The 14,178-nt window shown below is 40.5% G+C and carries 18 protein-coding genes; 16 read left to right on the top strand and 2 right to left on the bottom strand.

Features of this window, described 5'->3' with window-relative positions; translation table 11 throughout:
* Window positions 1–122 precede the first annotated feature (122 nt).
* The 7 genes from ABJF57_RS19580 to ABJF57_RS19550 all read left to right on the top strand — a co-directional run bounded on the left by ABJF57_RS19580 (window position 123) and on the right by ABJF57_RS19550 (window position 5,449).
* The gene (locus ABJF57_RS19580; RefSeq protein WP_462233149.1) at window positions 123–779 is read left to right on the top strand and encodes a hypothetical protein; all 657 of its coding nucleotides are present in this window, start codon (window positions 123–125) and stop codon (window positions 777–779) included.
* Window positions 779–2,092 carry an ABC1 kinase family protein gene (locus tag ABJF57_RS19575; RefSeq protein ID WP_462233147.1) on the top strand — a complete coding sequence of 438 codons (1,314 nt, stop codon included), beginning with the start codon at window positions 779–781 and terminating at the stop codon, window positions 2,090–2,092. Before ABJF57_RS19580 ends, ABJF57_RS19575 begins: the two co-directional genes overlap by 1 nt.
* 107 nt (window positions 2,093–2,199) lie before the next feature.
* Complete coding sequence (nhaC, locus tag ABJF57_RS19570) at window positions 2,200–3,690, top strand: Na+/H+ antiporter NhaC (RefSeq protein WP_462233145.1); 1,491 nt, start codon at window positions 2,200–2,202, stop codon at window positions 3,688–3,690.
* Window positions 3,683–4,273, top strand: a complete 591-nt coding sequence (locus ABJF57_RS19565) for a 3'-5' exonuclease (protein WP_462233144.1) — start codon at window positions 3,683–3,685, stop codon at window positions 4,271–4,273. The genes nhaC and ABJF57_RS19565 overlap by 8 nt, the downstream gene beginning before the upstream one ends.
* 16 nt (window positions 4,274–4,289) lie before the next feature.
* Window positions 4,290–4,646 carry a hypothetical protein gene (locus ABJF57_RS19560; RefSeq protein ID WP_462233142.1) on the top strand — a complete coding sequence of 119 codons (357 nt, stop codon included), beginning with the start codon at window positions 4,290–4,292 and terminating at the stop codon, window positions 4,644–4,646.
* The gene (locus ABJF57_RS19555; RefSeq protein ID WP_462233140.1) at window positions 4,643–5,113 is read left to right on the top strand and encodes a YybH family protein; all 471 of its coding nucleotides are present in this window, start codon (window positions 4,643–4,645) and stop codon (window positions 5,111–5,113) included. Before ABJF57_RS19560 ends, ABJF57_RS19555 begins: the two co-directional genes overlap by 4 nt.
* 3 nt (window positions 5,114–5,116) lie before the next feature.
* Complete coding sequence (locus tag ABJF57_RS19550) at window positions 5,117–5,449, top strand: cupin domain-containing protein (RefSeq protein ID WP_462233138.1); 333 nt, start codon at window positions 5,117–5,119, stop codon at window positions 5,447–5,449.
* A 48-nt stretch (window positions 5,450–5,497) separates the two neighbouring features.
* Here the strand turns inward: ABJF57_RS19550 and ABJF57_RS19545 are convergent, their stop codons facing one another.
* Window positions 5,498–6,265, bottom strand: a complete 768-nt coding sequence (locus ABJF57_RS19545; RefSeq protein WP_462233136.1) for a hypothetical protein — start codon at window positions 6,263–6,265, stop codon at window positions 5,498–5,500.
* 93 nt (window positions 6,266–6,358) lie between these two features.
* Here ABJF57_RS19545 and ABJF57_RS19540 point away from each other — a divergent pair, with 93 nt between their 5' ends.
* Window positions 6,359–6,682, top strand: a complete 324-nt coding sequence (locus tag ABJF57_RS19540; RefSeq protein ID WP_462233134.1) for a TraR/DksA family transcriptional regulator — start codon at window positions 6,359–6,361, stop codon at window positions 6,680–6,682.
* Complete coding sequence (locus tag ABJF57_RS19535; RefSeq protein WP_462233132.1) at window positions 6,672–7,361, top strand: Dph6-related ATP pyrophosphatase; 690 nt, start codon at window positions 6,672–6,674, stop codon at window positions 7,359–7,361. Before ABJF57_RS19540 ends, ABJF57_RS19535 begins: the two co-directional genes overlap by 11 nt.
* A gap of 24 nt (window positions 7,362–7,385) precedes the next feature.
* Here the strand turns inward: ABJF57_RS19535 and ABJF57_RS19530 are convergent, their stop codons facing one another.
* Window positions 7,386–8,036 carry a lysostaphin resistance A-like protein gene (locus ABJF57_RS19530; RefSeq protein ID WP_462233130.1) on the bottom strand — a complete coding sequence of 217 codons (651 nt, stop codon included), beginning with the start codon at window positions 8,034–8,036 and terminating at the stop codon, window positions 7,386–7,388.
* A gap of 66 nt (window positions 8,037–8,102) precedes the next feature.
* On the opposite strand from ABJF57_RS19530, the gene ABJF57_RS19525 reads away from it, so the two are divergent.
* The 7 genes from ABJF57_RS19525 to ABJF57_RS19495 all read left to right on the top strand — a co-directional run bounded on the left by ABJF57_RS19525 (window position 8,103) and on the right by ABJF57_RS19495 (window position 14,157).
* A complete protein-coding gene (locus ABJF57_RS19525) occupies window positions 8,103–9,842 on the top strand; it encodes an ABC transporter ATP-binding protein (RefSeq protein WP_462233128.1) in 1,740 nt (579 codons plus the stop codon).
* A gap of 15 nt (window positions 9,843–9,857) precedes the next feature.
* On the top strand, window positions 9,858–10,721 hold the full coding sequence (locus ABJF57_RS19520; RefSeq protein WP_462233126.1) for a helix-turn-helix transcriptional regulator: 864 nt from the start codon (window positions 9,858–9,860) through the stop codon (window positions 10,719–10,721).
* Window positions 10,722–10,785: 64 nt separating this feature from the next.
* The gene (locus tag ABJF57_RS19515; protein ID WP_462233124.1) at window positions 10,786–11,862 is read left to right on the top strand and encodes a flavin monoamine oxidase family protein; all 1,077 of its coding nucleotides are present in this window, start codon (window positions 10,786–10,788) and stop codon (window positions 11,860–11,862) included.
* Window positions 11,863–11,951: 89 nt separating this feature from the next.
* Entirely contained in the window at window positions 11,952–12,686 is a 735-nt protein-coding gene (locus ABJF57_RS19510) for an SDR family NAD(P)-dependent oxidoreductase (RefSeq protein WP_462233122.1), read from the top strand.
* A gap of 86 nt (window positions 12,687–12,772) precedes the next feature.
* Window positions 12,773–13,087, top strand: coding sequence for a hypothetical protein (locus tag ABJF57_RS19505; RefSeq protein WP_462233120.1), 315 nt, complete (start codon window positions 12,773–12,775; stop codon window positions 13,085–13,087).
* Window positions 13,088–13,165: 78 nt separating this feature from the next.
* On the top strand, window positions 13,166–13,789 hold the full coding sequence (locus ABJF57_RS19500) for a Crp/Fnr family transcriptional regulator (protein ID WP_462233118.1): 624 nt from the start codon (window positions 13,166–13,168) through the stop codon (window positions 13,787–13,789).
* 155 nt (window positions 13,790–13,944) lie between these two features.
* Window positions 13,945–14,157, top strand: a complete 213-nt coding sequence (locus tag ABJF57_RS19495; protein ID WP_462233116.1) for a YgaP family membrane protein — start codon at window positions 13,945–13,947, stop codon at window positions 14,155–14,157.
* Window positions 14,158–14,178 lie beyond the last annotated feature (21 nt).

The following is a 14,178-nucleotide window of genomic DNA, read 5'->3' as shown; positions in this document are numbered from 1 at the left end:
TTATGGCTCTTGAAAAATTCACTTACAACGTTCAATATAATTCAAGAATTTTCAATAAAAATCAAATTATCAAAACCATAAGTTAGAATATTTGGTTTTATACGCAGATTAAACCCTAGATCATGGCAAAAAAATCAATAACGAAATCGTCAATTCAAAAAGGATATCAGGATTATCTTCTGGAAGAAGGTAAAAAACCGGAAACGGTAAGAGTATTATGCAAGTATCTCAAAATATCCGATGAAGAATTTTATAAGCATTTTGGGTCTTTAAAAAATATTGAAACCACAATTTGGGAAGATTACTACACCCGAACCTTGAAAGTCATAAACAATGATCCAGATTTTGAAGAAATGGATGGTCGAGAGAAACACCTCTCTTTTCTCTACACAATGCTTGAAATTGTAAAGCCAGATCGTTCATACATTCTATACAAACTCGAAGGTAAAAAACCTCATGAATTACCTACTGAATTGAATCAGACCCAAAAACTGATCACGCAATCTGATATTGATTGGGCTAAGACGTTTGAATTCCTACCAGAAAAAGCTAAAAGCGTTTCTCATTCTGCTTATAAGAAATTTTTATGGTCTCACAGCATAGCAACTCTTCTTTTTTGGGTAAAAGATGATTCAGGAGCGGCAGAGGATACGGATGTTTTTATAGAAAAATCCACACGGACCGCTTTTGATATTGGAGAAATGCCTGCATTAGACTCACTCATTGACTTAAGTAAATTTTTCTTACAAAAAATGGGCTTTGCAAAAGCCACAGCATAATGTCTAAAGAACTTGATAGAATTCCGATAGGAAAAGTAAAACGCGCAAGCAAGTTTGTTACCACTGGAGCTAAGGTTGGAGTTAATTATGTGAAAGCATACAGCAAGGCTGCAATCAATGGTAAACTGAATAAAGAAGAACTTGATAGTGATAATGCGCGCGACATTTATGACTCCCTTAGTGAGTTAAAAGGCAGTGCGCTAAAAATGGCTCAACTTCTTAGCATGGATCAAAATGTACTCCCAAAAGCATATTCAGACAAGTTTGCAATGGCTCAGTACAGTGCCCCGCCTCTCTCCTATCCATTGGTAAAAAAGACCTTCACTTCAAATCTTGGCAAAGATCCAAATGAAATTTTTGATACGTTTGGCAAGCGTGCCAGCAATGCGGCATCCATGGGGCAGGTACATAAGGCAGAATTAAATGGAGAAAAACTTGCCGTTAAAATTCAATACCCTGGAGTAGGCGATAGCATAAAGAGTGATTTAAAACTTGCCAAGCCCTTCGCATTAAAATTGATGAATGTGAAAGGAAAAGAAGTAGAACCTTACTTGAAGGAGGTGGAAGGAAAATTGTTGGAAGAGGCTGATTACGGCCTTGAGCTAAAGCAATCCATGGATTTCGCTGAGAAATGTCAGCAAGTGCAGGGTGTATTTTTTCCTAGATATTATCCTGAGCTTTCGGCACCGCAGATATTGACCATGAGTTGGCTAGAAGGCGAGCCTATCGGAGACTGGATGAAAGGCGAGCAAAGCCAAGTAAGCAGAGATCGCTTGGGACAAATTCTTTGGAACTTCTACATGTTTCAAATGCATGAACTTCGCATGATGCATGCTGATCCTCATCCTGGCAACTTTATTATTGATGACAAAAATGATCTTGGCGTAATTGACTTTGGGTGTATCAAACATATTCCAAACGATTTCTACCAAGCTTATTTTGAACTAGCTAACTATGAAACCTTGGACAACCCTGAGCGGGTAAGTCAACTCTTTAAGCAATTAGAGATCATACGACCATCTGACACTGAAAAAGATGTGAAAACTGTTACCGCTATGTTTACTGATCTGATTCGCTTGTTATCCAGGCCTTTCAATGATGGAATATTTGATTTCAGTGATGACGCTTACTTTTCTGAAATTTATATGAAAGGGGAACAAATTTCTAAGGACCCTGAAATGAATCGATTGCAAGCTCGGGGTTCTCGTCATTTCATCTATTTCAATCGGACATTTTTTGGTTTATACAACATATTGCATTCATTGAAAGCAAAAGTAGATTGTTCAAAAATCGATTTCCTACGCGTGGCCTAGGGGGCTAAAATCGATCTCAGTTTAGAAAGAAAATAGGATAATAGTAGGTTTAGTTGTCCTTGTATTGTGAAAAGCCCTATTTTCGAGGGTTAGAGAAATGATACAATATGACAACAAAAAGAGAACCCACCTTACTTGAAGCCCTCATCCCTATTATTTTTCTTATTCTCCTTCTGATCGTAAATGTCGGAATCTTTGGTAGTTCTGCTTTAAGCGGATCCAATCAGATAGTCTTAATCCTATCTGCCGGTGTTGCTGCAATTGTCGCTTTCCGTATTGGGTATAGATGGCAAGAGATTCAGGATGGAATTGTCAAGAGCATTAGTTCTGCGATGGCATCTATTTTAATCCTATTGCTTATTGGTGCGCTTGCAGGCACATGGATGTTGAGCGGTGTAGTTCCAGCAATGATCTATTATGGACTACAAATTTTAAACCCCACCATCTTCTTGGTAGCAGCATGCATTGTATGCTCCATTGTTTCCATTGCCACAGGAAGTTCCTGGACTACTGCCGCAACTGTTGGGATTGCACTCATTGGAATTGGTCAGGCTCTGGGAATTTCAGAAGGGCTTGTTGCAGGAGCCATTTTATCCGGTGCCTACTTTGGGGACAAAATGTCTCCCTTATCTGATACAACCAATTTGGCACCAGCCATGGCAGGAACCGACTTGTTTACTCATATCAGGTACATGACTATAACCACGGTACCTTCTATCATTCTAGCCCTTATCATTTTCCTTATCATTGGGTTTGCAAACTCCTCTGGCGGGGCTATCGAAGGAAAAACTGAAATTCTAGCAGCTATTGCAGGAACGTTCAATATTTCTGGTTGGCTGTTCATTGTTCCGATTGTTGTTGTTGTACTTATTGTGAAGAAAATGCCAGCCCTTCCAGCACTACTTATCGGAACTTTACTTGGTGCTGTTTTTGCACTTGTTTTTCAGCCAAACCTTGTAGCTGAGGTGGCTGCCACAGCCAGTTTTGATGGAATATTATATGATGATTTTTACAGTATATCTCCTGGTCTCACGAACAATTTCATAGGTACAATGCAAGCCATGTTTGGTAGTACCTCCTTTACTACTGGCAACGCCATCCTTGATGACCAAGGGTTGCTCAGCAGCTCGGGCATGTCAGGTATGATGGGCACAATTTGGTTAATTTTATCCGCTATGATTTTCGGAGGGGTAATGGAAGGTACTGGCATGCTTAAGCGAATAGCCGGGGCGATTATCTCTAAAGTAAAGTCAACGGGCTCACTTATTACCTCAACCGTAGGTACGTGCATTTTTTTCAACGGAACCGCTGCTGATCAATACCTGGCCATTGTAGTGCCCGGTCGTATGTATGCAGACACCTACCGCGAAAAAGGGCTTGCACCTGAAAACTTGAGTAGAACACTTGAAGACTCCGGCACGGTTACCTCAGTTCTCATTCCATGGAATACATGCGGCGCATATCATGCCAGCGTACTTGGCGTTTCAACTGGAACTTACCTTCCCTATTGTTTCTTTAATATCATCAGTCCGTTTATGACCATTCTTGTTGCATATACCGGATATAAGATCAGAAAAATAGCTAAGAAAGGTGAATAGCCGTTTTGCCGAACATATCACAAAAGAAGACTTAAGATCACTCCCTCTACTCGCTTTCGAAGGAAAAATTCACACGCTCGATACTGAAGAAGATTGCTATGAAGCTGTGAAAGAGCTCCGTAGATTTGATGTTGTTGGATTTGATACCGAAAAGAAACCTACCTTCACTAAAGGTGAATATAACCATACAGCTATGGTTCAACTTTCCACAATGGAAAACGCTTACCTTTTTCGGCTGAATAACATGGGCTATCCTACCGCTCTATTTGATTTCATGGCAGATGAATCCATTCTGAAGTTGGGCATCAGCATAGATGACGACTTAAAAGATTTGAACAAAGCGCGCGAATTCAATCCCAAAAATTTCACTGATCTCAATGATGTAGTCCGTGAATTGGGCGTAAAGCATATGGGCGTAAAGAAGCTAGCTGCCGTTTTTCTTGAATCAAGGATATCAAAAAATCAACAAGTATCTAATTGGGAAAATCAGATTCTCTCACCGGCTCAATTAAAATATGCCGCTACAGATGCGTGGATATGCATGGCAATATATCAGCAACTGAAAAATCTAGGGTACGTTTGAAGAATTTACAACCACGATGGCCAATAAGCACAATATTCCAGAAGATACCCTTGCACACTATGATCAACTCATAGAGGCAGTAGATGGCATAGAGAAGAAGGGTAAAAACAATTTCTACACCTCTCTTAATGGTCATATGTTTTCATTCGTGGCAAAAGAAGGCTATGTAGCTATTCGCCTACCCAAAGAAGAGAAGGAAGTATTCGAGAAGGAGTTTGGCACCAAGCCAGCCATTTCATATGGCGCTGTGATGAAAGAGTATGTAATGATTCCTGACAGTCTTCTGAAGGATACGGACAAACTCAAGGAGTACCTCATTCGATCCAGGCAATATATTGAAACATTGAAGCCTAAGCCAACCAAAAAGAAATGAGAGTTATACAAATCATTTGCATTGCTGCCCTTTTGGGGTCGTGCGGGGATAGAAAAAGTGCTTTCTCCGAAAGAGATTTGGACGCAGTGAATCAAATAAGGAGAGATTATATCAATGGCTGGTTAGCTGGCGACAGTGAAACTGTCTTAGGTATTTTTGCTGAGGATGCTACAATAATTCCAAGTGGGGTATCTCCAATTGTCGGGAAGGGGGAAATCAAAAAATATTGGTTTCCTAATAATGGATCTGAAACAATCATTCATTCGTACGAAGTTGATTTACTGGAGCTTCACGTCAGTGATTCCATGGCTTATTCTCTGGAGAAGGGCACAATCAACTTCACATATACTTTTGGAGAAGTTACCATGACCAAAGAGACAACCTCATATGCCAGCTCTATCTTTAGAAAGAAATCTGAAGACAGATGGGAAGTTATCTCACGCATGTGGACAACCAAAAATGAATAGAAAATGCCATTTAAGAATCTAGAAACAATCAATCCAAAAGAAATATTACCGGGGTATACGGTACGCTTTGTTCATACAGACACAATGACCTTTGCTTATTGGGATGTAGTAAAGGGCAGCCCCCTACCCGAACACTCTCATCATCATGAGCAAGTAGCAAATGTCCTCGAGGGGGAATATGAATTAACGGTCAATGGCGAGACCAAAAGATTGAAACCTGGTGATGTTGCGGTAATCCCATCAAATGTTCCCCATTCTGGTGTGGCTATTACAGCATGCAAATTACTAGATGTATTTTGTCCGGTAAGGGAAGATTATCTTAACACCAACGAATAAAAAAGGCAATCCTTTTTGGGATTGCCTTTAACCTATTTTTTACTTCGATTATTCTGGCCAGCTTCCAGAGCTCACAATATTACCTTGACTGTCATAGTTGGTAAATGTGCCAGCAGTACCTGTAGCGTTCCAAGTTGCTTCAAAAGATAGAAGACCATCAAACGTGTAGCTCAATGTACCTGAATTATCTGCATTAATTTTCATGGAAATCAAGAATCCCTGATCATCATTTGAAGCTGTATAATCAAGTGATCCATCAGCATTTTCTTTCCAGGTGTACTTCAGTACAACTTCCGTGCTTGCCGCAATCTCATCCGGGTCAGCTGCATAAATATTCATTAAGCCTTCTTTAAGCTCCGTTTTAGTCTCTTCTGCGTAAACAAGTAAACTGAAATCAGCCCCATTGACAGAAACGAATACCTGAAATGTGTATTTATCCCCAGAATCGCAAATTTGATATGCGATCGAATACGTATCAGATCCATCCGTAGATGTATACGTGTACACCACGGCATCTCCTCCGCATGTTCCAATAGGCGTTGTGGTTTGTACAGCTCCAGGCGTTTCCTGAAAATACCCGAGGAATGCGGTCATGAGATTCGCTATTGAAAGCTGTGATGCAATCTGCGAAGCATTCGGATCTTGTGCATTCGCAAGGTTCGTTATTATAGTTTGGTCAATTGGTGGATCTGATTGACTGAAAGCAAACTCTATATTGCTTAAGTCTATGGTATCTCCATCATCTTTCCCACATGAAACGCTAAACAACAGCGCTATGATGGATGAAATTAAAACGATTTTTCTAGGGTGTTTCATAAAATTGGTCTTTGTATAATATAAAATTATCTTACTTAAATACTAAAATAATCAGATCAACTCGTTGCCAATACATTTTTGATACTTTCGCCTATGGAAGTCGACGAAATCAAGCAAAAGATCGAGGAAGAAATAGCTAAAACAAAACTCCTCATCAAAGACTACAAGGAGCAATCAAAACCTGTAACATTGGATAATTCGATTGGGCGCATATCCCGCATGGATGCTATCAATAATAAGAGCATTACAGAATCTGCCCTTCGACAAGCAGAGCTAAAGCTCAGCAAACTTAACCAGGCAATGGACAATCTGGGTAAACCGGATTTCGGACTATGTATCAAGTGTAAACAGCCAATTCCACTTGGAAGGATTCTATTAATGCCGGAAAGCAATAGATGTGTGAATTGTGCCCGCTAATAAGACAGTCTTTCATTGGAGTTCAGGCAAGGACTCTGCTTTGGCGCTCTACTATCTTTTGCAGGATTCGCGATATAAAGTAGATAAGCTGATCACGACCATTAATGAGCATTATGGACGTGTCACCATGCATGGCACACCCCAAGCGCTACTGGAAAAGCAAGTTGAATCTCTGGGCATTGATCACGATGTGATCAAACTCTCCCAGTCTGCTTCCATGGAAGCGTATGAACAGCAAATGAAAGAGTCGATGAACCAACTCTCGAGTAAGGGGTTCACTCAATCAGCTTTCGGTGATATCTTTCTCGAAGACCTCAAGTCTTATCGTGAAAAAGAAATGAATCGCTTTGGATTCAAAACTGTCTTTCCTCTTTGGAAGAAAAACACCTCAATTTTGATTGATGAGTTCCTATCTCTTGGCTTCAAGGCTGTTATCGTATGTGCCAATGACCGGCTTGGGGAACGTTTTTTGGGTAGAACCATTGACCAATCGTTCATAGAAGATTTACCAGTCGGTATTGATCCATGTGGAGAGCATGGAGAATTTCATACCTTTTGCTACGACGGACCTATTTTCAAAAAGCCAATCTCTTTTCGATTAGGCGAGAAAACCAAAAGATCCTATCCCAACCCCTCCGGTGATGGCGAAGTGGATTTTTGGTTTCAAGATTTACTATAGATACAATCCACCATGAAACATCTATCATTCCAATGGTATCGTGAATTGCAGTATCAATAATATGAGGTTAGTTGCCGCGTGAGCGATCATACTCCAAGCTAATCCATATCGCACTCTGGCGTACACCAGAAAAAAACCAGAAACAACCTGCGGTGCAATTAATAGAGGAACAAGCAATGAATCTACCTGACCTTGATAATTGAAAACATGCACGTAACCGAAGAATAAACTGGATGCAACAACCATAGCAGGAAAGATGTGACCCCACAATCTTTTGACCCGTCTAAGAAGTATGAACTTCCTTTTTCCCAAGGAGGCCATCACTTCAATGAAAAAAAGTAGGGGGTAAAATCTTTTCAAAACAATAAATCCTCTGAACATGATCTCTTCTAAAAAAGGCGCTAGAATTACCGCATAAAAAAAGAGCTCTATAAATGACATATCCTTAAACGAGTCTTCTAAAAGATGATCTGGGGGAGATATTATCTTAAATACCTCCAGCAAATAAATCAGCAGTCCTATAGGGATAATCATTGCGAGTTCAAGTAGAACCAGCGCCAGCACATCCTTCAACTTCTCGAGATTGGCAACATTGAGATATTTATAATCTTTTGGAGACTTTAGGAAGTCAATAAAATTTGTTTTTATACTTCTAATTTTAACAAGAATGCTCACGTGGGATTTATTTTCCTTCTATTTGGGTTAGAGTAAAAGTCCGAATTTAATTCACCTATATAACAAATGAGCAAGAACAAAAATGTAACCTTCGCATGGGCTGTCAGAAATATTATCTGGCCGAGAAGAAAAACCATCTTCGTAGGACTTCTACTCATCATCATTAGTCGACCAGCTGGGTTGGTACTTCCTACCGCTACCAAATACTTATTGGATGATGCTGTCCCCAATCAAGACTTTGCCATGCTTAAACTCATTGTAATAGTCATTGTAATTTCACTCGCTGTTCAAGCAGTCTCATCCTTTCTACTGACTCGAATCTTGAGCGTTGAGGCACAATTCCTGATTTCAGAACTAAGGGTTAAGGTTCAGAAGAAAATCCTCTCTCTACCTATCAATTTCTTTGATAATAATAAATCAGGTGCACTTGTCTCCAGAATAATGACAGATGTGGAAGGTGTTAGAAATCTTGTAGGAACAGGTTTGGTTCAGCTAATAGGTGGTACAATAACCTCTGTGCTGGCATTGATTCTACTCCTCGACATAAGTCCTTCGATGACCATATTTACACTTGTTCCTGTTGGGCTATTCGCTTTCATCGCACTCAAGGCATTCGGGAGAATACGTCCAATCTTTCGTGAACGAGGTAAGCTAAACGCTGAGGTAACCGGCCGTCTTACTGAAACATTGAATGGTGTTCGAGTAATTAAGGGATTCAATGCTGAAGCATCTGAAAATAAAACATTTGAAGATGGCGCTCGCAGGCTATACGAAAATGTAAAGTCGAGTTTAACTGCCACCGCAATTGTGACAAGCTCTGGCACCTTCCTCATTGGGTTTGCCAGTGCTGGCATATTAGCTATGGGTGGGTACTTCATGATTGAAAATGAGCTTACTTCCGGCGAACTGATCTCCTTCATTTCCCTCCTCGCCTTTATGATCGCACCTATTGTTCAAATGAGTAACATAGGGAGTCAGCTGACGGAAGCTTTTGCAGGTTTGGATCGTACCGAAGAGATCATGAAAATGGATCCGGAAGATATGACGGATGATCGACCGATTGTACTTCAAGAGGTTATAGGAGATATCGAATTCAACAATGTCTCTTTTGCCTACGAAGAGGGTAAAGATGTGCTCAGAGATATCTCATTCAAAGCTCCTCCGGGATCAGTCACCGCTCTGGTTGGCAGCTCTGGCTCAGGTAAATCAACTACAGCCAGTTTAGCGGCTACTTTTCTCAGTACTAAAAAAGGTTCTGTCACAATCGATGGCCAAGACATGACGAAAGTCAACCTTTCCAGTTATCGCAAGCATCTGGGAGTGGTGTTGCAGGACGACTTTTTATTCGAAGGCACTATCCGTGAAAACATTCTTTTCCCCAGGCCGGATGCCACAGAAGAAGAATTACAGGAAGCCGTAAAAGGAGCATATGTAAGTGAATTTACAGACCGTTTCGAGGATGGTTTGAATACAGTAATAGGTGAGCGTGGTGTTAAGCTTTCAGGTGGTCAAAAGCAACGTATTTCTATTGCACGCGCATTGTTAGCTAATCCAAAGATCATCATTTTGGATGAGGCAACTTCCAATCTGGATACGGAAAGCGAAACGTTCATTCAGAAAAGTTTGGATGACTTGATGAAAGATCGCACCACTTTCGTGATTGCTCATCGACTCAGTACGATTCGTAAAGCAGATCAAATTTTGGTTATTGAGGATGGACAGATTGCCGAACGAGGCACACATGATGAACTGATCGCGAAAGAAGGGAGATACTTCGAGCTTTACACTTATCAAAGTAGAATATAGCGTCCCATACTCCGCATGGAAAAAATCAAAAAGTATCATCTGTATAAAGACGACTATTCCAAGCTACACTTTCAAGTGCATGATGCTGAAGCTTATTGTGATAAGAATGAAACTCATTGTTACAAGCCTCACCAGCATTCATTTTATCAATTCATCTGGTTTCAAAGTAGTGGGCAACATTTCGTAGACTATGAAGTGATCACACATGAGGCTAACACGCTTTTCTTCCTTGACAAAGGTCAAGTGCATAATTTTTGTTCAAACTCAGCAAACACCGGAGTGTTATTCCACTTCGATGATGCATTTCTAAACCAACAAGATCAGGAAGCCGATAATTGGCTACAATACAAAATCTTTAATGGCATGGGATCTCCTCACATTCACCTGCCTGAGTTAACAGTCGCTCTCTTTGAAAAAACGGTACCTACGCTGGAAGAGGAAATGAAAAATCAGGAACACAATTATGCAAAACAAGTCTTCCATTTGTTTCAGGTTTTGATTCTTGCTGTGGAGCGACTCAAGCATTCACAGACTGGTCTTTCCTATACTAAAGACAAAGATTACAGACTGGCAATCCAGTTTAAAAAGTCCATTCATGCCAATATGCATTCGCTACTAAATGTGGATCAATACAGCGAAAAACTCGGGGTGAGTAAGAAAAAACTGACCGAAATATCTAAGACCTATCTTGATGACACCCCATTGAATATCATTCACAAAAGAAAAGTCCTAGAAGCGAAGCGGCTACTTTCCAACACCAATATTTCCATTAAAGAACTGGCCTATAAACTCGGCTTTGATCAACCCACCTACTTCACCAAATATTTTAAAAAACATACGGGTTTTACGCCTAAAGAATTTTCGTCGCAGTTGCTCTGATTTACCATTTTTTATCTCGATACTATCATTTTGTTTCATTTGGAACATCCACTTTTGCAGCCAAATGAAAGAAATAGAAGATGATGTAGTGATCATTGGCGCAGGCTTAACTGGTCTTTATTTGGCCTACCTTTTAAGGGATTTGCCTTGCTCTATTCGCATAATCGAAGCTCGTCCGCATCTTGGTGGCAGAATTCTGACCTTGAAGAAAGAAAGCCGGGCACCCATCGAAATGGGCGCTACATGGTTTGGGAAAAAGCACACAGAAATCAACAAACTTCTGTCTGACTTAAGCATCGATCAGTTCGAACAAACATTAGGAGAAAATGCCATCTACGAGCCACTTTCTACAAGTCCCCCTCAATTGGTCAACCTCCCTCCAAGCGGAGAAGATGTAAGCTTTAGAATTAAAGAAGGAACCTCCACCCTAATTGATCGTCTCCTCAAAAACTTTGGTGATAGCTGTACCATAGACACCAACGAACAAGTAGTTTCTATTGAAAAACAAACGTCTGGCACATTCATATACACAGAAAAGAAACGCTACCTGGCTAATCATGTCGTTTCCACGCTGCCCCCCTATTTGCTGCTTAATTCTGTAAAATTTAAACCTGAGCTACCTGCTAACATTGCATCTCTGTCACAAAATACACATACCTGGATGGGTGAATCCATCAAAGTAGGATTGTACTATGATGAGCCATTTTGGCGCGCGTCCAAATTGAGTGGAACCATCTTCAGCAACATCGGACCTATTCCAGAAATGTACGATCACTCCGATTTCGATAATGCTCGATTTGCACTTAAAGGATTTATGAATGGTGCATACTACTCCATGAATAAGCAGGAACGACTTGATTTGATATTGGGTCAGCTAAGAAAATATTTTGGAGATCGAGCAGATCAATACATTGGATACGAAGAAAAAGTCTGGAGAAATGATCCATTGACTTTCCTCCCATATCAATCGGATCTGCTTCCCCATCAAAACAATGGACATCCTTCGTTTTTGAAACCACTCTTTGATGGCACTTTCCATATTGGAGGTTCAGAAACTGCTTCCCAATTCCCTGGATATATGGAAGGGGCTCTTCGAAGTGCCCTGCACATTGCTCATTTACTCAAAAAACGTCTTTTATAGTCGAGGCGATTTTACCATTCTTAGTCTCTATTTTACCATTTATCGGTTGTGTCTAAATCTAGCTTTGAGTCAATCAAACAATAGATACAATGACAAAACAAGCATTAATTATTGGCGGCACAAGTGGCATTGGAAAAGCCATTGCAGAGCAACTACTAGCGGAAGGGGTATTGGTTCATTTAGTAGGGAGAAATCCTGAAAAAATTGCTGATACAGCGCATCTTATTAAGTACAAAACGGACATCACAAAGCCCGAAGAAGCTAATGAACTTATCAATCGAATAGCGCAATTCGAGAGCCTCGATTATCTGGTCAATGCCTCAGGAATTTTTGGCCCCAAATCCTTCCTGGATCATACACCTTCTGATTATGATTCATATTTAGCTCTCAACCGTGGGTTCTTTTTTATCACACAAGCAGCGGCAAAAATCATGAAGAATAGCAATGGTGGATCCATTGTGAACGTGGGTTCTATGTGGGCTAAGCAAGCTGTGAAGGCCACACCTTCGTCTGCGTACTCTATGCAGAAAGCAGGACTTCATTCGCTCACGCAACATTTGGCGATGGAGCTGGCAGATTATAACATCCGAGTAAATGCTGTTTCTCCGGCAGTGGTGGACACCCCAGTTTACCATGAAGTATTTGGAAGTGAAAAGGCAGCTAAGGAAGCTCTCGTTGGATTCAACAATTTTCATCCAATCGGAAGAAATGGCACTGCTGCCGATATAGCATCCGCGATCTACTTCTTACTCTCGGATCATTCGAGCTGGGTGACCGGGGCTATTCTAGACATTGATGGGGGTGTAATGGCCGGAAGAAACTAAAACCTAAAATCGGCAATAGGAAATTCTTTAAATCAACACTTTTAATATCGGCGATAGCCATGTTCACATTTTTAATGTTAACTAGTATGACAAATTCAGATCAAAATAATCCGGGAGCGTACCTGGAAATTACATTGGATATTCAAGCAGAAAACCGTGGAAATGGAGGTGCAGTATATGCTAAATACAAACAACCATTCTTAGAACAAATCAAGGGAGCAGTTTCAAAACAGCTACTTCTTAGAACGGAAGATGTTCAGGTGTTGCATGGATTCAAAACGGAAGAAGATGCCAAGGCTTATCTAACTTCAGAATTGTTTCAGCAAGATGTGGTTCGTGAATTAAAACCCTACCTAGCAAGCGATCTGGAAATTCGAATTTATTCCGTTTCTACCAATTAAACGCTTAGGCAAAACAAACGAAAGGCTCACCTATGTGGGCCTTTCTTAGCAATGTCTTGCTCAGCTTATATTTAAGGCATGAATGAGATACATCAATCACTCCCCTTTCTAGCTCCTGAATTGTTGAAAAAAATTGAAGAATCTGCTGTTGTCAAGGAAATACCCAAAGACACGGAGATACTTCGCGAAGGTCAGTTTGTAAAAGTCATTCCCATTGTACTCAGCGGGCTCGTGAAAGTATACTCAAGATTTAAGGGCAAAGAGCTCCTACTCTATTACATCCGACCAAATGAAGGATGCATCATGTCTTTTGCTGCTAGCTTTAAAAATGATCCGAGTAAGGTACATGCAGTTACTGAAGAAGACTCCAGAATTCTACTTTTACCAGTCGATGAAGTAGCATCATGGATTCAGCAATTCCCCAGCATCAACACATTGTTTTATCAACAGTATAACCTCCGCTACAGCGAACTACTCGATACGATTAGCCATGTCATCTTTGATAAAATGGATACTAGACTTATGGATTACCTGACCGAAAAATCTAGCCTGACAAAACAAAACCCAATCAAACTATCCCACCGCCAAATTGCCAATGAGCTTGGTACTGCTAGAGAAGTTATTTCACGCGTTATGAAAAAGTTGGAGATCGAAGGAAAAGTACTTCAGCACAGCAACACCATAGAAATAATACAGTGGTGACCAAAGTCACTGTTTTTAGCGGGCAGGCGCTCTAGTTTTGATCACATGAACAGAGAAAAGGCCGCTAAACTTGTTGGAGTGTGCATCATTTGCATCAGCATCGTTTATGGCATAGTTCTCGTCGTTGAATTTTTGTCCAACTAAACATTACATCCATGAAAAAGAATATGGGATCCACGGATCGAATTGTCAGGTTGATTATAGCTGCTGTAATAGGGTATCTATACTTTACAAATGTGATCGCTGGTACATTGGGGCTTGTATTACTCATTCTAGCGGTAGTATTTGTACTTACCAGTTTTGTGAGTTTTTGCCCACTTTATGCTCCATTTGGACTAAGCACGTGCGTAGTTAAGGAAAAGAAGTAAATCAGTAACAAGAAATAAAGG

Origin of the sequence: Ekhidna sp. (assembly GCF_039940915.1) — a bacterium.
Taxonomy (GTDB): Bacteria; Bacteroidota; Bacteroidia; order Cytophagales; family Cyclobacteriaceae; genus Ekhidna.
Note: the sequence above shows the minus strand (reverse complement) of the source record. Positions and strands in the feature narration are given on the sequence as shown.